The 20,861-nt window shown below is 61.4% G+C and carries 17 protein-coding genes; 7 read left to right on the forward strand and 10 right to left on the reverse strand.

Annotation, left to right across the window (positions count from 1 at the left end; translation table 11 throughout):
* Nucleotides 1–144: 144 nt before the first annotated feature.
* A complete protein-coding gene (locus A4R35_RS15850; RefSeq protein ID WP_112431021.1) occupies nucleotides 145–1,416 on the reverse strand; it encodes an ABC transporter permease in 1,272 nt (423 codons plus the stop codon).
* An 84-nt stretch (nucleotides 1,417–1,500) separates the two neighbouring features.
* Complete coding sequence (locus A4R35_RS15855; RefSeq protein ID WP_112431024.1) at nucleotides 1,501–2,334, reverse strand: ABC transporter ATP-binding protein; 834 nt, start codon at nucleotides 2,332–2,334, stop codon at nucleotides 1,501–1,503.
* A 393-nt stretch (nucleotides 2,335–2,727) separates the two neighbouring features.
* Here A4R35_RS15855 and A4R35_RS15860 point away from each other — a divergent pair, with 393 nt between their 5' ends.
* Nucleotides 2,728–3,390 (forward strand): hypothetical protein, encoded by a 663-nt coding sequence (locus A4R35_RS15860; protein WP_112431026.1) that lies wholly within the window; start codon nucleotides 2,728–2,730, stop codon nucleotides 3,388–3,390.
* Nucleotides 3,391–3,428: 38 nt separating this feature from the next.
* Complete coding sequence (locus A4R35_RS15865) at nucleotides 3,429–4,754, forward strand: thymidine phosphorylase (protein ID WP_112431028.1); 1,326 nt, start codon at nucleotides 3,429–3,431, stop codon at nucleotides 4,752–4,754.
* Here A4R35_RS15865 and A4R35_RS15870 read toward each other — a convergent pair.
* Nucleotides 4,715–6,085 (reverse strand): serine/threonine protein kinase, encoded by a 1,371-nt coding sequence (locus A4R35_RS15870; protein ID WP_112431029.1) that lies wholly within the window; start codon nucleotides 6,083–6,085, stop codon nucleotides 4,715–4,717. The two genes, A4R35_RS15865 and A4R35_RS15870, sit on opposite strands and share 40 nt — an antisense overlap.
* A gap of 285 nt (nucleotides 6,086–6,370) precedes the next feature.
* Here A4R35_RS15870 and A4R35_RS15875 point away from each other — a divergent pair, with 285 nt between their 5' ends.
* Nucleotides 6,371–6,922 carry a gamma carbonic anhydrase family protein gene (locus A4R35_RS15875; RefSeq protein WP_112431031.1) on the forward strand — a complete coding sequence of 184 codons (552 nt, stop codon included), beginning with the start codon at nucleotides 6,371–6,373 and terminating at the stop codon, nucleotides 6,920–6,922.
* 113 nt (nucleotides 6,923–7,035) lie between these two features.
* Here A4R35_RS15875 and A4R35_RS15880 read toward each other — a convergent pair whose 3' ends face one another.
* The gene (locus tag A4R35_RS15880; protein WP_112431033.1) at nucleotides 7,036–9,057 is read right to left on the reverse strand and encodes a copper resistance protein CopC; all 2,022 of its coding nucleotides are present in this window, start codon (nucleotides 9,055–9,057) and stop codon (nucleotides 7,036–7,038) included.
* Between the two features lie 390 nt (nucleotides 9,058–9,447).
* Here A4R35_RS15880 and A4R35_RS15885 point away from each other — a divergent pair, with 390 nt between their 5' ends.
* A complete protein-coding gene (locus tag A4R35_RS15885; RefSeq protein ID WP_112431035.1) occupies nucleotides 9,448–10,830 on the forward strand; it encodes a glycosyltransferase in 1,383 nt (460 codons plus the stop codon).
* Here A4R35_RS15885 and A4R35_RS15890 read toward each other — a convergent pair.
* The gene (locus tag A4R35_RS15890; protein ID WP_223258360.1) at nucleotides 10,800–11,681 is read right to left on the reverse strand and encodes a response regulator transcription factor; all 882 of its coding nucleotides are present in this window, start codon (nucleotides 11,679–11,681) and stop codon (nucleotides 10,800–10,802) included. The two genes, A4R35_RS15885 and A4R35_RS15890, sit on opposite strands and share 31 nt — an antisense overlap.
* 451 nt (nucleotides 11,682–12,132) lie before the next feature.
* Between A4R35_RS15890 and A4R35_RS15895 the strand changes: the two genes are divergently transcribed.
* From A4R35_RS15895 to A4R35_RS15905, 3 genes are all read left to right on the forward strand, one after another.
* A complete protein-coding gene (locus A4R35_RS15895; protein WP_112431037.1) occupies nucleotides 12,133–13,086 on the forward strand; it encodes a phosphate ABC transporter substrate-binding protein in 954 nt (317 codons plus the stop codon).
* A gap of 2 nt (nucleotides 13,087–13,088) precedes the next feature.
* Complete coding sequence (locus tag A4R35_RS15900; protein WP_112431039.1) at nucleotides 13,089–15,083, forward strand: methyl-accepting chemotaxis protein; 1,995 nt, start codon at nucleotides 13,089–13,091, stop codon at nucleotides 15,081–15,083.
* A 574-nt stretch (nucleotides 15,084–15,657) separates the two neighbouring features.
* Nucleotides 15,658–15,873 carry a helix-turn-helix domain-containing protein gene (locus A4R35_RS15905; RefSeq protein ID WP_112431041.1) on the forward strand — a complete coding sequence of 72 codons (216 nt, stop codon included), beginning with the start codon at nucleotides 15,658–15,660 and terminating at the stop codon, nucleotides 15,871–15,873.
* A 449-nt stretch (nucleotides 15,874–16,322) separates the two neighbouring features.
* Here A4R35_RS15905 and A4R35_RS15910 read toward each other — a convergent pair whose 3' ends face one another.
* The 5 genes from A4R35_RS15910 to modA all read right to left on the reverse strand — a co-directional run bounded on the left by A4R35_RS15910 (nucleotide 16,323) and on the right by modA (nucleotide 20,856).
* Nucleotides 16,323–16,862, reverse strand: coding sequence for a DinB family protein (locus A4R35_RS15910; protein ID WP_112431043.1), 540 nt, complete (start codon nucleotides 16,860–16,862; stop codon nucleotides 16,323–16,325).
* 15 nt (nucleotides 16,863–16,877) lie between these two features.
* On the reverse strand, nucleotides 16,878–17,936 hold the full coding sequence (locus tag A4R35_RS15915; protein WP_112431045.1) for a ParB/RepB/Spo0J family partition protein: 1,059 nt from the start codon (nucleotides 17,934–17,936) through the stop codon (nucleotides 16,878–16,880).
* A complete protein-coding gene (locus tag A4R35_RS15920; RefSeq protein WP_052890922.1) occupies nucleotides 17,929–18,699 on the reverse strand; it encodes a ParA family protein in 771 nt (256 codons plus the stop codon). The genes A4R35_RS15915 and A4R35_RS15920 overlap by 8 nt, the downstream gene beginning before the upstream one ends.
* Nucleotides 18,700–19,127: 428 nt before the next feature.
* The gene (locus A4R35_RS15925; RefSeq protein WP_112431047.1) at nucleotides 19,128–19,979 is read right to left on the reverse strand and encodes an ABC transporter permease; all 852 of its coding nucleotides are present in this window, start codon (nucleotides 19,977–19,979) and stop codon (nucleotides 19,128–19,130) included.
* Entirely contained in the window at nucleotides 19,972–20,856 is an 885-nt protein-coding gene (modA, locus tag A4R35_RS15930) for a molybdate ABC transporter substrate-binding protein (protein WP_112431049.1), read from the reverse strand. The genes A4R35_RS15925 and modA overlap by 8 nt, the downstream gene beginning before the upstream one ends.
* Nucleotides 20,857–20,861 lie beyond the last annotated feature (5 nt).

Consider the following 20,861-nt stretch of genomic DNA (forward strand, 5'->3'; position numbering starts at 1 on the left):
GGGCCAGCGTGCTCGCTGGAGCGAGCCGGGCACGGCTTGAGTTGAGCGCAGCGGGTCCAGGAAGGTAAGCCACACTGTGGTCTCCCTGGACCCGTCACCCGTGAGGGAGGTGAGGACGGCCATTCGCTCCCTGATGGTGGTATGTCAGGCGTTCACTGTTCTTGGCTGGAAGCGGAAAAGGGCCAGGCCGAGGATGAAGCAGAGGAGGCCGTAGATGATCAAAGCCAGAACGTTGGGCAGCACCTCGGCCAGCGTACGCCCACTGATCATCAGACCATTGAGAGCCTCCATTGCCCAGGCCACGATGCCCACGTGAGCCACCATCTGCAGCCATTGTGGCTCTAACCACAGTGGCCACCAGGCGCCGCCAATGGCTGACGTTGTCAAGGTGACAATGGTCAGCACCAGGGGCAGTTGGCGCCGCGTTCGAACCAGCGAGACCAGCAGAATGCCGAAGCCGGTCATGGCAAAGCTGGTGACCACCAGCAAGATGATTACTCCAGGCCAATTGCTGACGTGCAGCTTAAAGAGGAAGCTGCCGACCGCGAAGAGCATGAGAAGCTGCAACATGGTCACCAGGAACTGCGTGAGGAGCTTGCCACCAAGCAGGGCGTAGCGCTGCACTGGGGCGACCAGCAGACGGCGCAGGGTGCCGCTCTCCCGCTCCTCCAGGATGCTACCCGCCACCGCCTGCAGACCAAAGAGGGCAAAGAGAATGGCGTAGCCAGGCAGGGTCACATCGAATACATTGACCTGGGGCGGGACATTGCCGGCGTGCAGACTGGCCACCTGAGCTGGCGGCACAACCTTGAGGCTCGCCGCCCCTACCCGGCTGGCGATCGTCTGCGGGTCGACGCTGCCTGGCTCGCAATGATTGCCCGGCTGCTGGCAGAGGCGTTCAACCTCCTGAATAGCGGCGCTGCCTGCGAAGGTTGCCGTAGCCAGCTGCCCTACAGTGCTCGTGACCAGGTTCTGAATAACGGCGCTGCTCGGGTCGTTGCTGCTGGGAATCGTATAGATCTGTACCAGGTTCTGCGTTGGCTCACCGCGGGCGGCGGCCTGCTGCAACCTGGCTGTCGTTCCTGCCGGGATCACTACGCCAGTCACAGAACCCTGTCCTTGAGAAACGGCCTGCTGCACACCGGCGGCGTCGCTGTAACGCGTCAACTTGATGGTCAGCTGAGAGCTGTGCTGATCCAGGGCCTTTAAAACCGCCTGACCGACCAGGCCGTGATCCTGATCGCTGACCGCTACCTGGATCGTAATAGTGTTCTGGCCGCCTCCATAGACGCTGCCGAGGGCGAAGCCGACCGTGGCAACAAGTATCAGCGGGACCAACAGCATCAAGATCAGCGACGATCGGTCTCTGAGGATCTGTAGCAAATCTTTTCGTAAGATCGAGAACATGGCTCGCATAGCCGCTCCATCCTCCTATCTAGCCGTATAAGGCGCCAATGAATGAGGTGCCATCCCAGGCAAGGCCTGGCTGGCCGACCGGGGCTAGAGATCACGCAAGGTCTTGCCCGTCAACTGGATGAACAGTTCCTGCAGTCCGTGGGGACGATAGGCGGCACGTGTCTGATCACGCATGGCCAGAAGCTGCTCCAGCGTCCCCAGAGCGATGATGTGCCCCTCGTCCATAATGGCGATGCGCTGACAGAGCCGCTCGGCCTCCTCCATATAGTGGGTGGTATAGAGGATGGTTGTGCCACTGGCGGCCAGCTTTTCAATGTTCTCGAAGATGTGCTCGCGCGACTGAGGATCAACGCCGACGGTTGGCTCATCGAGGAGCAAGACCCGCGGGTGGTGCATCAGGGCGACGGCAAAATTGAGCCGGCGCAGCATCCCACCAGAAAAGTTCTTCAAAGGCTCCTTACGGCGCTCATAGAGGCCAACAAAATGCAGCACTTCCTCGGCTCGCCCACGGCGCTCGGAGGCGGGCGTGCCGTAGAGCGAGGCAAAGAAATCGAGGTTCTCCAGAGCGTTCAGATCTCGATAGAGGGCGATCTCCTGGGGCACTACCCCCAGCAGGCGCTTGACAGTCTGGGACTCGCGTCTTACAGAGTGACCGCAGATCAGGGCCTCTCCCTCGTCCGCTGGCAGGTAGCCGCAGAGGATATTGATGATGGTGCTCTTGCCAGCTCCGTTCGGCCCGAGCAGACCAAAGATCTCGCCTTCCTTGATACTAAAGGAGACACCCTTGACAGCCTCCAGTTTGCCGAAACGCTTGACGAGGTTGCGCACCTCGACAAGATGACCAGCCTCAGACCCGGCTGTCGCCGCCGGCGTGGTACGGGCCTCTGCCCTGAAACGTGTCTCTTGCTCATCTGTCACTCCCTGATACCTCCTCTCCTCTCTGCAGAGGTAACAATGTCGCTTTGCTTAAAAAAGGTAATACCTGTATGTATAAGCCAGGTGGATCTGAGAGCATGAGACGCCTTCTATCCTGTGTTGCTACTGGTCTGCGTCTCCAGTACCCTGTCACCGTTGCCTGGTTTTGGCTTATGGGGGTAGTATAAAGAGCAGCCAGGCTGATAAGGAAGGATCGAAGGATCTATTTTGAACTGTGGCTTCACATGCGTTTATGCCTATGACGAAAGTCACGACTGGGGTGATGGGAGGGATGATGAGCCGGGCCGGACAGACAATCCTGCCGTGATATACTGAACTGGCTGATTGCTGATCAAGAGCCGACCACCCTGAAGGAGCAGAGGGAGGGAGAGAGCTATGCGTTGCCCCTATTGCGGTCAGGCCAATACGGACGCTACACGTTATTGCCTGCGCTGTGGACGAGCCATCGGCACGGTGCAGCAGCCACCCCTGTCGATGCGACCCCAGATAACGCCAGCCGTCCCGCCGCCGGCGGGGTCTAGACCAGGGGTGCGGAGCCAGCCTGTCCGTCTGCCAGGTCCAGGCATCGTGGAAGCTACAGCTACAGCTCAGCCTGCGGCCACGGCGCCGCCAGGGGAGCCAGTGGCCGCCCCAAGCCCGCCAGCGGGCTTCCCGCCAAAGACGCTGACCCAATTGCAGGAATTGGCGACGGCGGCCCTCGCCTACACGGTGGGGAGCAGCAGACGAGAGGCCGGCAACAAAAAAGTCGTTGACATCGTTTATCCCTCTTGTCCCGCCTGGCAGCAGGTTGCCACGCTCTACAAGGCCCTCTCTGAGCACGATGAAGAGAGCTATGATAGCGTAGTCATTCGTGGCTTTCGCGAAGAGAGCGATCTGGGCCTTGCCTTCAACAATGGACGGCTTACCTTTGACCGGCGGGCGCGCCTGGGGGGACAGCTCATCAGGCGCTATCTGATTGAGACTCATCGCGGCTTCGAGGTCGACTCGCTGCGCATTGTGCTCACAGAGGAATGGCCCGCAGAGCAGCGGCGCGCTTAGCCAGCGACGATAACTGGGTGAGGGAAGAGCAGAATAGTATGCAAGCCGTTGAAATTATTCAAAAGAAGCGAAACGGTGATGCACTTACAACTGAAGAAATCAACTGGTTAGTAGAGCAGTACACTCACGAGCACATTCCTGACTACCAGATGGCTGCCTGGTTAATGGCGGTCTGCTGGCGAGGGATGGATGACCGCGAGACGAGCGATCTGACCCTGGCGATGGCGCGCTCGGGCGAGCAGCTGCGTGTATGCGAGCGGTTGAAGCCGGTTGTAGACAAGCACAGTACCGGTGGCGTAGGAGACAAGGTCACCCTGGCGGTAGCGCCACTGGTAGCCGCCTGTGGCGTGGCGGTGGCCAAAATGACCGGGCGCGGCCTGGGCCATACGGGGGGCACCGTCGACAAGCTGGAGTCCATCAGCGGACTGCGCACGGCCCTGACACGTGAGGAATTTCTGAGCATCTTGCAGGAGCATGGCCTGGTGCTCGCGGGTCAATCGGCGGAGCTGGCGCCAGCCGATGGTAAGATGTATGCGCTACGCGATGTCACGGCCACGGTCGAGAGCATTCCTCTGATCGCAGCCAGCATTATGAGCAAGAAGCTGGCCGTGGGAGCCTCCCATCTGCTGCTGGATGTCAAGGTCGGGGCGGGTGCTTTCATGAAGACGCGCGAGGCGGCCCACGAGCTGGCGCGTATCATGGTGGAGATTGGTCAGCGTGCTGGCCTCTACACTGAGGCCGCGGTCACTGCAATGGAGCAGCCGCTGGGGAGGGCTGTAGGCAATGCGCTGGAAGTGGCCGAGGCCATTGCCATCCTGCGCGGTGAGGGGCCAGCGGATGTCAGTCAGCTCTGTCGCCACGAGGCTGCTGAGCTACTTGTCATGACCGGGTCCGCACCGACGCGTGAGGAGGCCGAGCGACGGGTACAGGAGGCCATCGAGAGTGGGCGTGCTCTGGCCAAGCTGGCGGAGGTCTGCGAGGCCCAAGGGGGCGACCCGCAGCAGATAGAGCAGCCAGAGCGTCTGCCGCGAGCGCCGGTGATCAGCATGCTGACTGCCCCATGCAGCGGCTATATTGCCGCTATCCATGCTGAGCGCGTCGGGCTGGCGGCGATGCGCCTGGGAGCGGGCCGCTTCAGGAAGGGCGATCCCATCGATCACCGCACCGGCCTGCTGCTCCAGGCCAAGGTCGGCGACTATCTCCAGGCGGGTGATCCGCTGGTCGAGATGCACGCGCGCAGCGAGGAGGAATGCGCAGCTCTTCGTCAAGAGCTGCTTGCCTGCTATCGCTGGAGCGAGACCCCCGTCCAAAGCGGCCCGCTGATCTATGAGATTCTGACGCCCAGCCAGAAAGGGGCATCCTGAAGTTGGCTGAGCAGGTAAAGGCTCAGGCCGAAGATGCCCAGCAGCAGAAGCGCGAGCAAGACGAGGAAAAAAACAAGCCGCCTGTGGCGGCGCTTGAACTGCTGTGAGGGACGAAGAGGGCGCTCCTGGCTCTGGGGAGTGATCGCCGGCATCTGAGCGGTCTGCTCAGATGGGGAGGTAGCGACTTTGATCTGCTCAGCGGGGATCGCCATTGTTGGCTCAGCGGCGAACTCTTCGGGTGAGCAGGTTGGGGGAGCTGGCTGGGCGCCGCCGGGAGCCAGCGCTTTGAGGGTGATGGCGGCGGGCGCTGCCGAAGCCTGGATCGGGCCAGGGCCGGCAGGGGCCGAGCCGCGGCTCAGGTGCAGGCGCATCAGCCTCTGATAGGCCCGCCGCTCTTCCAGAGAGACGATCCGTTCGAGGGCGTGAAAGAAGGCCCGCGCCGACTGGAAACGATAGAGCGGGTCCGCCCGCGTGGCGATGGTAATCAAGGCGCTAAGCGCTGGAGAGAGGCCGGGATTGAGCCGCGCCACCGGCTCCAGGCGCCCGTTTTTGCCAAGCGGGTTCTGGCCGGTCACCATTTCATGGAGCAGGACACCCAGGCTGAAGAGGTCTGAGCGCTCGTCACACTGGCCACCGCGCTGGTACTGCTCGGGAGCAGCATAGCCCGGAACGCCCGGCTCGAAGTCGGCGTAAAGCTGACCGTTGCGAAGGTAGCAGGCGCAGCCGAAGTCAAAGAAGACCAGCCGCCCGCCCGAGGTCAGAATCACGCTCGCGGGGCGCAGTCCACGGTAGATCACCGGAGGCATCTGAGAGTGCAGATACTCGAAGAGATCGCAGATCTGCATGGCATAGCTGAGAGCCTCCAGCGGCGGCAGCGGCCCTTGCTGACGCAGATAACTGGCTAGCGTTGGCCCAGCACAGTATTCCAAGACGAGATACCAGTAGCCGTCTTCGAAGAAATAATCGTAGAGCACCGGTATGGCCGAGTGACGCAGGCGCACCAGGAGCAGCGCTTCGCGCACAAAGCGATCGGTGTATGAGCCGCCGCTGACGGGAAAATCGTCCTGCCCCCGAGACAACGGCGCTCTCTTCTGCCGGTGTGTCAAGGCCAGGTCCAGCTCCTCAACAACGCTCTCCGGTAGAGGCCGGTCGCCCGGCAGCTGCTTGAGGGCCAGCGGCGTGTCCAGGGTCACGTGTGACGCCAGGAAGAGACGCCCGGCTCCTCCATAGCTTAACGCTCCTTCAATGCGATATTCGCCGTGACGCAAGGTGCGCCCTGTGCCATGTAGCGATGGTCTTTCACTCTTCCAACCGGTCGATAGACCTGACATCGTTTCTACCCTTCCTGCACTGCTACCGCCTGACAGACAGTGTGTCAATATAACGCTTCTATACTAAACTACGATAGCCACCACGTCAAGAAGGAAAAACGCCTTTTATATCTAGAATAGCGATATATGTATATATAAGAAGTCAAGCGAGAACCAGGGGAGGCATTGTCGAGCGAGCATAGCTGCGAGTACTATGGTGAGGAAGCGGGTAAGCGCACTGGTCAGGGAACTGGCCGACGCTGTGAAGACCCGCCCGTTCAAGACGTTCCTGCTGAGAGGAAGCACATGCCTGTTTTGCCTTTTAATGGAATATGGCCACGTATTGCCGAGGATGTATTTATCGCTCCTGGAGCCTATGTCATAGGCGACGTTACCATTGGTGAGGGCGCGAGCATCTGGTACAACAGCGTAATTCGCGGAGACACGGGTCCCATCGTCATTGGGAAGCGCACCAACATTCAAGACAACTGTGTGCTGCATCTGGATGCCGACGCTCCCCTGACCATCGGCGAGGACTGCACCATTGGTCATGGCTGCGTGATCCACGGTGCGACCCTGGGCGACCGCGTCCTTCTGGGCATGAAAGCCGTCGTTCTCAACCATGCGCGCATTGGAGAAGAGAGCATGATTGGGGCCTGTGCCCTGGTGAGTGAGGGCAAAGTAATCCCGGGAGGTGTGCTTGCCTTTGGGTTGCCGGCGCGTGTCGTACGCAGCCTTACGCCAGAGGAGATCGAGCATATCCGTGGCAGCGCTCAACGCTATGTTGAGCGTGCGGCTCGTCATCGCGAGGCGCTGCGTGAGGCCGGCTATCGAGAGGAGTCGCGCCCCAATCTCTAGGCCAGCGAGGAAAGAAAAAGGCGTGGCTGGTGCTCCTGCCTGTGGACCTGGATAGCTGCTAGATCGCGCGGTCCGCCAGCTATCCAGGCCAGGGCTTGTGGCCGTCGATTGACTCAGCTTAGTGTGAATTCAAAGGTCGTCTGCAGCGGTGCCTGACCGGGGCGCTCGATGGTCAGCTCAAGTTTCCACAACCCTTCCATATCGAAGGTCGCGCGCGGGGGGAAGGTCGCCACATAGGCTGGTTGTCCCTGACTCAGCGTCTGCTGGACTGTGCCCATATCCATCAGCACCATATTGATGGCCAGGTTCAAGCGGGCATTGGTCACGGGCTGGCCGTGGCTATCGGTGAGCAGAATCACGACCGTATTGGGTCTATTGACACGGCCTGGTGTTATCAGGAGCGAGACCGTCAGATCGCCGACCTGTTGCACCGTGGCCGGCGGTGCGTTGGGGGCTGCTGCCTGGCCGGCCTGATTCTGGACCGCCTGAGCGTAGTTGATCTGAGGGAAAGCGATGGGGGGAGCGAAGAAGCTCATCAGGGCAGCGCAGAGCAAGATTGCCATGCCAACCCAGGACTGCACCTTCAGCAGGCGCCCAAGCTGGCGCTCTGTTTGCAGAAGGGCCTCGCGGCGTGTGCGGCGAGCGGGCAGCTCGGAATCGACCACCGGCAAGAGCAGCGTCTGGCGCGCCAGCCTGGGTGTGATGCGGAAGAGCATAAAGAGCGTCAGGACCAGGAGCAGAGCAGTTAAGGCCAGGCGCACCAGCAGCGTGCGGCCATAGGCGGTAGTCAGCAGAGCCTGGGGATCGGAGAAAACGCTTTCCGCCAGGAAGAGCTGACCGACCAGCAGGACGGCCATCGCCATCAGGAGCAGCGGGATCAGGCGGCGGGTCAGGGTTACCAGCAGGTCGGCGTGGTGATCCGGCTCGATGCCAGCGAGCAAAGGCAACAAAACGTAGCCCAGGTAAGCCAGGCCCCCGAGCCAGACAGCCTGAGCCAGCAAGGCCAGCCAGGAGAGCACGATAGCGCTGAGGCGGAGCGAGGCTTGTTGCACCTCATCGCTGGTCAATGTCCAGGCGAGCAGGTAGAGGGCGGCCAGAGTCAGCCAGAGTACCGTATCCCAGGGCGAGAGTGGGAGGCTACTGCTGCCGGGAGACATTTCCTCGGTCGTGACCAGATCCTTCGTCACGCGGTACTCTTGCGTCACCTGGCGCCTGAGTCGTCCGAAGCGAGATCCGCTGCCGCGCTGGAGCACGCGAGCCACGCCGGCGGTAGCTTCTTTGGGCGTGCGTCGGCGACCAGTTACTCCCAGCCAGAGCAGGGCCAGGCCAATCAGGGCCAGACGCGCCAGCCAGAGCGGGCCGTAAGATGTTGTGACCAGGATGGCCCGCAGGGCCTGCCAATCGATGCCGCCGCTTGCCGAAGCCTGACTGAGGCTGGCCGAGCGCAGAATCAAGGTAATCACCTCGCCGACCAGCAGGGCGGTCAGGCAGAGCCATTGCAAGGGACGAGCCCGAGCGCGCGCTCGCATGAGCAGGTCCAGCGAACGTGCCCGGCGCTCCATAACCAGTTGCTCCATGACCAGCAAGCCGACCCAGAAGGTCAGGGCCGTCAAGACCAGCCATTCCCAGGCTACTGAGAGGATGCCAAGCAGATCGAGCGTTGGCAAGTAATTACTGGTGCTCGGACCAAGGATGGTCTGCCCGGGCAGGCCAGTACTGGAGTGGCCGATATTAAAGCCGATGGCCCCCTGCGTCGTGCGCCCGTCGTTGACCGCCAGCGCTATCCAGCGAACCAGATAGCTCCCTTCGCTTAAATTTGGCTGCAGAGGCGTATCCAGCTCCCGCGGCTGGTTCGGCGGGATATAGCTGGCGGCGGCGTTTACAACGCGCTCATTGGGATCAAAAACCAGAGCTTTGCTAGCGGAGCTGATGGGGCCATTAAAGAAGATCCGCACCACCCTCGGCGGTGTTGGCACCGTTGAACCGTCGATCGGCTCTGAGCCGATCACAAAAGCGTGCGCCTGTACTACCGGAGCCGGCGTCAGGGGGGACCAGGCATGAAGCAAGATGATCGCCACGATGAAAAGCGCGCTCAGTGCCAGCCTGGGGTATCGTCCATACCGTCCATACCGCATGCTATTCCTCTATACTACCGACTCACAGGCGAGCGGGCTGATCTCTTCACACCTGGGGGCAAGCCCTGCTCGCGCCCGTACCCTTTTCGGCTCTCTTCTCTGGCCGAACTTGCCTTTCCACAGCCTGGCGAAAAGATGGGGTGGAGAGGATAGGCCCTCCTCTCTTCTTCTGCCTGTGCTGGGGATGCGGTCCTGGGCACTCGGGCCTTCCGGCCTTTGGTGGGCGCCAGACCGCTGTCGCGGGAGCATACACCGCCGCAGCGGGACGGCACGCCTCTGTGCCAGCTCGGCCTGTAACAAGCGAGAATGCTTCACTCTTCGTGATTGTACATCAGCGGGGGCGCGGTCGCAATATTTCAAGCTTCTGCCCGGAGCTGCTATAATGAGACTATGAGCCGGAAGCTGCTCAAACAGGTTGTCCTGGCGTCAGAGCCATCCCCTCGGACCGGGCGCCTAGTGCTCCGCTGCTACGCCTTCGTGACAGCGGCCTTCTATCTCTTTCTACACTGGATTGCCCACCCTTACCGACGGAGCATTGCTCTGCGGCATCGGCGGCCTGGGGCAGGAGCCGAAGAGCTGCCTGTCGTCTCGATCATCGTGCCAGCGCGCAACGAAGAAGCCAATATCGGGCGTTGTGTGCGTTCGCTTCTTCTCCAGGACTATCCTGGAGACTACGAAGTGATTGTAGTCGACGATGGCTCGACCGACCACACGCGGGCCATTCTGGAGCGCCTGGCGTCGGAGCCAGCCGCGGCGGGCCGTCTGCACCTTGTCTCTCTCAGTGAGGAACTTCCCCCGGGTTGGGCGGGCAAACCACATGCTCTGCATGCCGGCACCTGTCAGGCCCGTGGCACCTGGCTGGTCTTTACCGATGCTGACAGCTACTGGGCGCCGCAGACTTTGCGCCTGACCCTGGGCGAAGCCCTGGCTCGCGGTCTCGATCTGCTCTCCCTGGTGCCCGAGCAGGTGCTGGTCGATGGCTGGAATCGGCTCACACTCCCCCTGGCCCTCATGGGCATGAGCCTCCAGTTTCCTCCCCCCCTTGTCAATCTCCCTCGCTCTCCTCTGGCTACAGCCAATGGGCAGTATATCCTGCTGCGTCGTTCTGTGTACGAGGCTCTCGGTGGCTATGCCCGCCCTGAACTGCGCGGCTCGCCGCTCGATGATCGCGACCTGGCTGCCGTTGTGAAGCGTCTTGGCTATCGTCTCGCCCTCGGCGATGGGCGTGGGCTGGTGCGCGTCCAGATGTATCGGGGACTGCCAGCTCTCTGGCGTGGCTGGCGCAAGACTATCTTTGTCGGCAGTGGAGGACTCCCCTTTATGGTGGCCGCCCTGCTCGGGCTGCCGCTCGTCGTAGTCGGGCCCTTCCTGTTACCCCTGCTGCTCTGGTTGGGTCGGAGCTGGTGGCGCCAGCACGGGGTCGGTGGGGGCGAAGCTGCGCTCGTTACGGGCCTTACCCTGCTCCCCCTCCTTGCCTATCGCCGCTCACTCGATAAGTCTCTTGGCTTGCCCTGGTACCAGGCCCTGACCCATCCGCTGGCCGGTCTGCTCTTCATGGGGATGCTAGCTCAGGCGTGCTGGCACAGGCTAACAGGGCACGGCGTCGAATGGCGCGGCAGAGTCTATGGTGCCCGTTCTCGCATCCCTCTCGATCGTCGGATGCTGGGCCGGCTCTTTCGGGGCCTCGGCCTGCCCTATCACTGGTGGGCCAGCGTCAGCGCCCTGGCTCGCTGGCTCTCAGCTCACAGCCCCTCATCAGACAACAGGCCCTGACGCAGACCGAAGATGGCCGCCTGCGTGCGATCGCGAATGCCGAGCTTCTGGAAGATGACCGAGAGATAATTTTTGACAGTCTTCTCGGAGTAGGAAAGCTGAGTGGCAATTTCGCGGTTGCTCATGCCCCGCGCCACATAGCGGATGATCTCTATTTCCTTTTCCGTCAGGTCGTTCAGAGTTGGAGCGCCTGGCGCGCCTGGTAGCTGAGAAAGGCGGCGCAGCTCGGCGAGCACGGTGCCGGTCAATTCCGGCTCAATCAAGGCCCCGCCAGCGTGCACTGTACGGATGGCGCGGATCAATTCCTGAGAAGAGGCACTTTTGAGGAGGTAGCCGCGGGCGCCGTTCTTAATGGCTCGTAATACCTGGGGATGCTGGCGGTGCATGGTCAGGATAATGATGGCGACCTGGGGCTGCTCTTCGGTCAGCTGGCGTGTCAGCGCCAAACCATCCAGCTGCGGCATACTGATGTCGAGCAGGACCACATCAGGACTGAGTTGGCGAATGACACGCAGGGCCTCCTGGCCATCGGCGGCCTCGCCAACAACCTTGAGGTCCGGCTCAAGTTCGAGCAAATGGCGCAAACCCTCGCGCATCAGCGTATGATCATCGGCCAGCACAATACGGATCACGCTCCGCTCCGCCGCATGCTCCGAAGCCGCCTTCTCCGCTGGCCGGGTGGAAGACGAGACAGCGCTGGCCTCAGCTGTAGCGATAGGAGCTGAGGCCGTGGGTGGTAGAACGCTGGTCGCTCCTGCTCCTGAGGCGATTCTCAAGATGGGCGCTGCAGTACGTGATTGGCTATTACTACTATAGCTAGAGGAACGTTGCTTTTTACGCTGCTGGGGCATAGCTTGCTTACCTTTCGCCAGACGACTCCATACTCCTTTTCGAGAGAAAAGGCTGCTCTCCTCTCAAGGTGTGTCTTCCTGGTTAGATTATACCAGGCAGTCAAGCAGTGGAGCCAGAGCGAACGAACAAGCAAACAAGAGAGCGTACCCTGATGCTGTGTCCTTCGTCCTGATACGCTGCCTTGCTTATCAGAGCAGCGACTCTTTCCCTGCCGTCGTGGGGGCCCTCCCCCTATGAGGCTGGGGGAGATTTAACATTGTGATCAACTTTCCTTCACCGGCGATTAATGACAGCTTAAACATTGTCTTGCATAAGATGTGAGGGAGGTATCCGAGGCTCTGCTGGCCTGTGGGCTGACTGACCCAGGCGCGCGGAGTGCTGAGCGAACATGTAGATCTGGCTCTCTTCTTCAAGCACGTATTTTCCAATCATTGGTAGCGATTGATAAAAATGGTCAGCAGAAAAAAACGGAGAAAAATCAACACTGTCCTGATCGGTCTTGGTCTGATTGTACTCATCCTCCTGGCGGGATGTGGGGAAGGAGCAGACTCGCAGAGTGCTCTCAGTGGGCGGCTTCACATCGCTGGCTCGACCGCCTTGCAGCCCCTGGTCAGCGCTGCGGCCAGCCTCTTTGAGCGCCAGCATCCCCAGGTACATATTCAAGTGGATGGCGGGGGCAGCCGGGCCGGCCTGGCTGCTGTCACCAGTCACCAGGCGGACATTGGCGACTCAGATATCTATGCCGACCCGGCCATCTATCCCGATCCCAATCTGACCGATCATATCGTCTGCGTCATCCCTTTTGCAATGGTCGTCAATCCCGATGTCACTGTCACCTCGCTAACGCGTCAGCAGATCATCGATATTTTTTCCACCGGGAGCATCCGCAACTGGAGCCAGGTCGGCGGTCCTGACCTGCCCATTGTGCCGGTCGTGCGTCCCCAAACCTCGGGCACGCGCGACACCTTCCGCAAATACATTTTGGGGGGGCGCGACGAGAAGGGGAAGCTCCTGCAGACTGACTCTTCCGTGACTGTGCGCGAGACCGTGGCTCACACGCCGGGGGCCATTGGCTATCTCGGGCTTTCTGTGCTGACCCCGGCTGTGCGCGTTCTGGCCATCGAAGGAGCCAGGCCCACGCTCGCTGACATTGTGGCCGGTCGCTATATTTTCTGGAGCTATGAACATATGTATACGCTGGGCGACGACAATCCCTTGCTGAGCGCCTTTCTTGACTTCATGCTCAGCGCACCAGTGCAACAGAAGGCGCAGGAGATGGGCTATATTCCTATTGCTGCCATGAACCTCAACGGGAGCAGCAGAGAGGGTGCCAGTGCGCTCTCCCTGGCCGCGGTGGCCAGGCCAGAAGAAGATCGCGCCTTCAGCCGCAGAGAGGAGGGGTAAGGATGCAGCAGCCAGCTCGGAGAAGGGGTCAGGTGCAACTACCCTCGCTGGCGACGCCGTCGCTGCCGCCGACAGGGGCAGCCTCCAGCAACAGCCCCAGCCTGCGCATTCGTCCCCGCTCGCGGCGCAGCGGTAACCTGCTTCTCAATCTCTCCATTGGCAAGCGTCTCACGCTAGGCTTTCTGTTGGCCGCTCTCATCGCGGCAATCGCCGCCGGCCTGATCGGGGTCTTGCGCTCTCAATCCCTCAGTCGGCAGTCGAGCTTTTATCAGAAACTGCTCAGTATCAATACCTCGCTCACCACCGGCGCCGACTATCTCCAACTCATGAACACCGAGGTGCACAATCTCCTGGCCGCTGCCAGTGCCCCGGCACCATCCCAGGAAACGATTACTCAGGACCGTCAGGCCATCACGGGACTGGCGACCCGCTATGATAACATCCTATCGGCCTACGTCGCTCAGGACCTGTTGGATAATCATCCCGATGAGATGGCCCTGCTCGCCGAGGCCGGTCAGAGTGGCCAGCAAGGACAACAGCAAACGCTGCTGGCCAGTGCCTTGCGTACCTGGCATCTCTATCGCTCCGCCCAGGACCAGGTTTTACAGGACATTGCCCAGGGTAATCTCAGCGATGCTCAGAACCTGCTACGCTTCCAGGCCGAGCCGACCAATGCTGACGCGCTCAGCGCTCTGCGGGCGCTCATTCAGCTGAACCAGCGCCTCGCCGCTGCCGTGCAGCAGGCGGCAGCCGTCGAGGAGCAGGACCAGCTCATCACCAGTATCATCGGTGCCATTGTCGCCTCGCTGGCCATCGTCCTCGTAGGCTGGTTCATCTCAGGGACACTGGTACGTCGTCTGCGCCACTTGCAGCAAGTGACGCGTGCCATTGAAAGCGGGCAACTGGAGGCGCGCGTCACCGTCATCGGGCGCGACGAGATTGCTGAGGTCTCGGCGGCCTTTAACGCCATGCTGGAGACCCTGCTCAACCTGCTGGAAGAGACCCGACGCCAGCGCGATGCCCTGACCAACGCTGCCGAGCATCTCTTCAGCGACATGCGCGTCGTCAGCGCTGGTGATCTGCGCATTAATGCCCCGGTGAGCGATGATCCCATTGGCCTGCTCGCCAACGCCTTCAATTTCACCGTTGGACGCTTCCGGCGCTTTGTCTTGCGTGTGCAGGTGGCAATTCAACAACTGGAAGTAATCACTCGCCAAGAGCAGGAGCATGCTGAAGCGCTCATCCAGAGTTTGCATCCCCTGCAGGCCCCAGCGCGGCCCGAGGGCCAGATGCCGGGCCTGGGCAGCGGCACTGAGAAGGGGCGCACCCCCTCGGGCGCATTGACGACCTCCACCGCTGCTGGCAAGGGCCTGGGGGAAAGGTTGGAGCGCGAACTAAGTGAGCTGAAAGGTCGCCTGCGCCGCAGTCGTGAACGTCTACAGGGGCTGCTCGATGCGACGACCGTCGAGCAGCTGCAGCGCCTGAGTGCGCTGCTGCGCCAAATTGAGGAGGAAGCCGCCCGTCCTTCCCGCTGGACGGCCAACGCTCAGGGCATTCGTCGCGAGCTGCATATCCCCACTCCTCTGCTCCAGCAACTGGAGCAGGGGCTGGGGGCCCTCCAGCGCCAGCTGGAATCTTCATTGAAGGATGTCGATCGAGAGCTGCTAGCCGTTGGGCAAGAGATCAACCGGCTGCGGGTGGTACTCAACGCCGCCGGAGGGGCGGCTATTGGTGGTGTGGGGGGGACAGCGGGAGGGGGAGAGAGTAGCGAGGTGATGCGTCTCTCTCTGGCCTTTGCCGGCGAAGTCAATACACTGGCTCAACAGCTAGCGGCAGTGATCCAGGAGATGCGCAGCAGCCTGGTTGGCTTCCAGTTCGAAACCGTGGAAGCGGGGAGTGCCGGCAGCGAACCGTCAGGACGACTGCAAGCGCCAGGTGGAGCAATGAGCGGGCCCGGTGCAGCCGCTGATCTGCTATCGCGTTCTCTGCGTCTCTAGCGCTGGCCTGATGTGGCGCTGGTCCCGCTCTGGTCGGGCGTAGGGCGGGTGAGCCGATCGCCTGCGCTCGGGATGGGTGGGGCCAGCGCTCCTGGCTGGCTCACTCAGTGGCAGCCTGTCGCCGTAGCAAGGGAGATGCTGCGCTGAGCGGGTCTGGTGGAGGTCTCAGGCTCTCCTTCCTCTTGACTGGTAGGTACTGGTCCTTTCTCCTGTCTGCCATCTTCTTGTCTGCTTGTTTGCTCTTCGGTGCTCCCTACGCTCTCCTGCTCTCTCCTACTAACATAGCGCTCTGCATTGTGGCGAACATGCGATGTGTTTGAGAGTCAGCTCATGTTCACTCTGTGCGACACTTTTAGCTTCGCTGTCAGCGCGAAGACTCCCCTTCATGGCTATTTCTGTCGCAAACCCTTGAAAAAGAAAACGTGATCGCATATGATAGGCACATATCAATGAGATACATACATACGTTCATACCGTCATCAGTAATTATATGGCTCAGGAGGGAGGCGGTCACGATGCGTGAAGCCCGTCTTCCGTTTCCTATCCCTCTGTACCTGGAAAGGAGTGACCATACATGGAAGAATTGTTAACCGTCAGCGAAGTCGCCCGCCTCTTGCGCGTTGAGACCACCACCGTTAGGCGCTGGATTAAGAACGGCATGCTAGAGGCCATTCTCCTCCCCCATCACGAGAAGGAGAGCAAGCGGCATGGCTACCGGATCAAGCGCACGACGCTTGACAAGCTCCTGGGCGAGTCGCCCCGCGACTCGGTTTCAGAGCAGCAGGGCTGATTGACGGCGGGTAGGTATTGGCAGGGAGCCAGGTGCAAGCGAGCGCAGTCTGGTTCCCTCTGTTATCCTGAGCCGGGCTGTGTGCGCTACCCGCCCTGGGTGAAGGCAGCGCTGGCCCTCCCCAAGGCCAGGAGCAGAATCGGTTCCGCCGGCCAGCAGTCAGGCCAAGCTGAGCGGATAAGCCGCGATCGACGGTGAGCTGTTCTTTCCTACTTATTTGTTTATACGTTCTGAAGTACAGAAACGAAACAAGAGCAGGTAGGGTTTCCTGCCTGCTCTTTCCTGTTCTTTTTCTTTCGTTGAACTGCCTGGCAGAGCCGCTGGCCGTCAGCGGAGCGGAGAAGGGGGAAGTCCGACCGGGCTTGCGAGGCTGAGCCGCTGCTAATCTGTGTAGAACCACAGCGGCAGAATCGCAGCACAAGAACAGGAGCGGCTCAGCTGGTGGAGATTCAAGAAGAAGAAAGCGAGGAATTCGCCGAAGCGGCCTGTGACGTCCCGCTATCGCGGGGGCGAAGGCGCTCACGGATCTCCACCAACTGGCGGGCGTGCTGCCGATCATGCTGAGCCAGGACATTCACCAGCTGGTAGAATTTCAACGCGCCCCAGGCGTGGTGATGACAGGGGCGCTCCCAGGCTGCCGGGGGCAGCTCAGCCAGGAACTGCAGAATCTCCTCGCGGCGTGCTGCCATACCGGCCAGCACCGCGTCCAGCGAGAGATCGCGGGCCGTCTCACGCGTCACCCGCGGCCCCTCTGTCTCCAGAGCTGGCAGCTCGGGGTTGTCCTCCTCCTGCACGCGCCGCATTTCCTGCAGCGTCAACCCATCGACTACATAGAGATGATAAGCCACTTCCAGTGCCGACCAGTCCTCGGGTGAGGGGCGTTGCTCCAGCTCGGCGGCCTGAAAGCGAGCTAACTCGGCCAGAAACTCGGTGCGTGCCGCTACTAACTTCGGGCGCACCTTCCCGAAAGGATCTTCCAGGGTAGCCATCGCAGCCTCCCGCAACTACTCCACTTCGTTTTTGACCAGGCGGGCGTAGAGTCGCTCCAGCTCCTCCTGATTATTGAAATGCAGCACTATCGTGCCCTTGCCCCTGGCGTTGCAGCGCAGATCGACCTTCACCATCAGCGAATTGCGAAACTGGGTCTCTAACTCCTCCAGGTCGGGGGAGCGCACAGGAGTCGAGCGGCTGGGAGTGGGGCGAGCGGGCTGCTCCAGGCTTTTCCAGCCGCGCACCAGCTCCTCCGTCTCGCGTACTGTCAGGCGGCGAGAGAGCACCTGGTGCAGCGCCTCCTCCTGGTCTTCGTAGCTCGACAGACCAGCGATTGCTCGTGCGTGGCCTTCGGTGAAGTGTTCGCCTGGATTAAGGAGCCTCTCGCGGACAGCGGGCGCCAGATTCAGCAAGCGTAGCGTATTCGTGATCGTTGTTCGCTGCTTGCCGACGCGCTCGGCGATCTGCTCATGGGTCAGGCCAAACTCCTGAGCCAGGGTCTGATAAGCCAGAGCCTCCTCGATTGGGTTGAGATCGGCCCGCTGAACGTTCTCGATCAGCGCCAGCTCCAGCATCTGCTGAGGGCTGGCCTCCTTGACAATCACCGGCACCTGCGAGAGGCCGGCCAGGCGTGCAGCTCGCCAGCGGCGCTCACCGGCGATCAGCTGATAGCGGAGTGGAGGAACGTAGGAAGTGCCGGCGCGTGCCTCCGAAGCGGGAGCGGGAGCGGGAGCGGCCCAGGGATCGTCATCAGGAGCGCTGGCCCAGGGGTCGGGGGTGCCAGTGCTCTCCTCTTCCAGGCGCGTCACAATCAGGGGCTGGAGCAGACCGTGCTCTTTAATGGAGGCGCTCAGCTCCAGTAGAGCAGGATCGTCGTCGCGGCAGATGCGCCGCGGCTGGCGTGGGTTCGGCAAAATACTATCAATAGGAACCAACTGGATCGCGCCCTCGGCATCCGCCCGCGGCGCCGGCTGACGCGCGGCGGGGGTCTCCACGGCGGGGGCAGGAGAGGCGCCAGAGCCAGAGAAAAGAACATCGAGACCGCGCCCGATCGGAGACTTCTTATTAACCACGGGCCATTACCTCCTCTGCCAGCGCGCGATAGGCGAGGGCGCCGGGCGAATCAGGATCGTAGTCCAGAATCGGCTGCCCGAAGCTGGGGGCCTCGCTGAGGCGCACATTGCGATTCACGATCGTATTAAAGACCTCGTTCGGAAAATGCCCGCGGACCTCACGGACGATCTCGCCGGCCAGCCGCGTACGGGGATCGTACATCGTCAACAGGACGCCAGCGATGTAGAGGTCGGGGTTCAATTTATTCTTCACGAGCTGGATTGTATTCAGTAACTTGGTGAGGCCCTCCAGGGCCAAATATTCGCACTGGATCGGAATAATGACGCCATCGGCAGCCACCAGCGCATTGACGGTCAGCAGGCCGAGCGAGGGCGGACAATCGATCAAGATATAGTCACAGCGGCGCCGAATAGGCTCAAGGGCCTGGCGCAGGCGCTGCTCGCGAGCCAGGGCGCTGACCAGCTCGATCTCCGCCGCGGCCAGATCGACGGTGCAGGGCGCCACTACTAGCTCGCGGCGCTTGGTCGGTACGATGACATCAAAAATCGTGACACCTTCGTCCTGCCTGACCAGCAGGTCGTAGACAGTGTGTTCGCGCACCTTCGGAGCAACGCCAATGCCGCTGGTCGTATTGGCCTGCGGGTCCATGTCAACCAGGAGCACTTTGCGACCCGCGGCTGCCAGATAGGTTGCAAGGTTGATAGCGGTGGTGGTTTTGCCCACACCGCCCTTCTGGTTGGCGATTGCGTAGACTTTCGACACTGGTTACTTCCGTACCTTTCTGATCGAACCGATCCGTCGCCGGGCGGGTGTAAAGGATGTACTGACAGCATGACCGCGCGTGTTGCAAGTGGCACCTACATTGTAACAAATGGGAAGAGCTGACGCAACTAGGAACAGCTTTTCCTGCCCCTTGCCAGCTCGCTACTCACCGGCCTGCCTCTCTGCCTGCCTGCCTGTCCTTCCGTCTGCCTCCCCCTGCCTCTCGCCGTTTCGCCGTTGCTGGTCCTGGCCTCGAAGAGCCAGAGCCGCTGCTAGCTGCTTCCTTGAGAGGGGGAGCGGATCGGGCCGGGCTGGCCGCCCGTGAGGAGAATGGGCTGGTCCTCGGGCTGCTGCGCTTCCTGCATCAGCAAGGGCCGGGAGAGGTCGCCCTCTGGGAGTGGGGCGCCTGCCCGTCTGTATCTCTTCCTTCAGCCCTCGCGCCCCAGGCGTAGTGCCAGCAGCAGGGCGAACGAGACCGCCAGGACCAGCACCGAGAGTGCTACCGCTGCGTCGAGGTTGGTTTCCGCCGCGATATAGATAGCGATCGGCATGGTTTGCGTAGTGCCGGGGAAGTTGCCTGCAAAGGTGATGGTGGCACCAAACTCGCCCAGGGCGCGTGCCCAGGTCAGACCCATGCCGCTCAGGAGGGCCGGGCGGATCAGGGGTAGCACCACGCGGCGAAAGGCATAGAAGGGGGAGGCGCGCAGCGTATAGGCCGCCTGCTCATAGCGAGGATCGAGTTGCTCCAGGCCGGCGCGGGCGCTGTTGACGAAGAACGGGGCCGAAACAAAGGTCTGGGCCATAACCACAGCCGCTGTTGTAAAGGGCAGGCTGATCCCCAGGGCGCTCAAATAGCGTCCCAGCAGCCCAAAGCGACCGAAGGTCAGCAGCAGTGCCACACCGGCCACCACTGGCGGCAGCACCGTTGGCATCGTCACCAGGGTCTCTAGCAGCCGCCGGCCTGGCAGACGCGTGCGTGCCAGTACCCAGGCCACTGGCAGGCCGAAGAGCACGCTGAGCGCCGTACTGGCGGTGGTGGTGACCAGGCTCAACTGCAGGGCCGTAAAAGTGTCGGGCTGCGTCAAAGCGTTCCATAGCTGTTGTGGTGGCTCGTGCAATAGCAGGGCCGCCAGAGGAATGCCCAGAAAGAGCAGAAAACTGGCGGCCAGCAACCCGACCAGGATCGCCATCAGGGTGCGGCCCCGCGCGGCTGAAAGCCAGGGACGCCGGCCTCGCGGCCTGGTTGCGCGGGGGGCCGGCGCCTGCTGCACATCAACCATTCTTCGGAATGAACTGATACTTCTCCAGAGTCGCCTGTCCCTGCGGCCCAAGTACATAGTCGACGAAGCTCTGGGCCTCGGAAGCGTGCGCCGAGGTCTTGACAACCGCAATCGGGTATTGGGCGATGACGTTAAACTCGTCTGGGATCGGGATGATCTTGACTTTGCCCTGAGCGCTGGCGGCATCCGTCTGATAGACGCAACCGGCATCGGCCTCGCCCAGCTCAACCTTCTGCAGTACCGCCGTCACATTGTCCTCCTGGGAGATGACGTTGCTCAGCAGGGCCTTCTCGAACTGGGGGCCATAGGTCGAGGACTGGGCCATCTTGTCGAAAGCCTGGCGGCAGTACTTGCCCGCAGGCACCGTAGAGGCGGCGATGTCAAACTTCAGTCCCTTCTTGGACAGATCTTGCAGCCCGTTGACGCCCGCGGGATTGGAGGAGGGCACAATGATGACCAGCCGATTCTTGGCGAAGATCTGGGAATTGTTGACCAGGCCGGCCTGACTGGCTTTGTTCATGTTGTCCAGATCGGCTGAGGCAAAAACATCCGCTGGGGCGCCATTGGCCAGCTGCTGCTCCAGTACCTGCGAGCCGGCAAAGTTGAACTTGAAGCTGACGTTGGGATGGGCCTTGTGGTATTGGTTGGCCATGTCCTGAAAGGCATTCTTGAGGGAGGCGGCAGCGAAAACGTTGAGCGTGACCGCCGGGGCGCTGGCACTGCCGCTGCTACTGGTGCTTTCACTGCTGTTGCCACAGGCGGCCAGCCCCAGCGCCAGGGCAAGGATCAGTATGCAGGCGCCAGACAGGAGTCGCCAGCGAGCCTGTCGGCGCGGCGAGGGCGAGAAATAGGCTGTCTGCGCGGGGACTGTAGACATGGTGG

Origin of the sequence: Thermogemmatispora tikiterensis (assembly GCF_003268475.1) — a bacterium.
GTDB classification, from domain to species: domain Bacteria; phylum Chloroflexota; class Ktedonobacteria; order Ktedonobacterales; family Ktedonobacteraceae; genus Thermogemmatispora; species Thermogemmatispora tikiterensis.

Bases quoted from the DNA above. Each gene is read 5' to 3' on its own strand.
- A4R35_RS15870 (WP_112431029.1), bottom strand. From the start codon at position 6,085: ATGTCAGGTCTATCGACCGGTTGGAAGAGTGAAAGACCATCGCTACAT.
- A4R35_RS15900 (WP_112431039.1), top strand. From the start codon at position 13,089: ATGCAGCAGCCAGCTCGGAGAAGGGGTCAGGTGCAACTACCCTCGCTG.
- A4R35_RS15895 (WP_112431037.1), top strand. From the start codon at position 12,133: ATGGTCAGCAGAAAAAAACGGAGAAAAATCAACACTGTCCTGATCGGT.
- A4R35_RS15865 (WP_112431028.1), top strand. From the start codon at position 3,429: ATGCAAGCCGTTGAAATTATTCAAAAGAAGCGAAACGGTGATGCACTT.
- A4R35_RS15880 (WP_112431033.1), bottom strand. From the start codon at position 9,057: ATGCGGTATGGACGGTATGGACGATACCCCAGGCTGGCACTGAGCGCG.
- A4R35_RS15905 (WP_112431041.1), top strand. From the start codon at position 15,658: ATGGAAGAATTGTTAACCGTCAGCGAAGTCGCCCGCCTCTTGCGCGTT.
- A4R35_RS15875 (WP_112431031.1), top strand. From the start codon at position 6,371: ATGCCTGTTTTGCCTTTTAATGGAATATGGCCACGTATTGCCGAGGAT.
- A4R35_RS15925 (WP_112431047.1), bottom strand. From the start codon at position 19,979: ATGGTTGATGTGCAGCAGGCGCCGGCCCCCCGCGCAACCAGGCCGCGA.
- A4R35_RS15885 (WP_112431035.1), top strand. From the start codon at position 9,448: ATGAGCCGGAAGCTGCTCAAACAGGTTGTCCTGGCGTCAGAGCCATCC.
- A4R35_RS15890 (WP_223258360.1), bottom strand. From the start codon at position 11,681: ATGCCCCAGCAGCGTAAAAAGCAACGTTCCTCTAGCTATAGTAGTAAT.
- A4R35_RS15850 (WP_112431021.1), bottom strand. From the start codon at position 1,416: ATGCGAGCCATGTTCTCGATCTTACGAAAAGATTTGCTACAGATCCTC.
- A4R35_RS15860 (WP_112431026.1), top strand. From the start codon at position 2,728: ATGCGTTGCCCCTATTGCGGTCAGGCCAATACGGACGCTACACGTTAT.
- A4R35_RS15910 (WP_112431043.1), bottom strand. From the start codon at position 16,862: ATGGCTACCCTGGAAGATCCTTTCGGGAAGGTGCGCCCGAAGTTAGTA.
- modA (WP_112431049.1), bottom strand. From the start codon at position 20,856: ATGTCTACAGTCCCCGCGCAGACAGCCTATTTCTCGCCCTCGCCGCGC.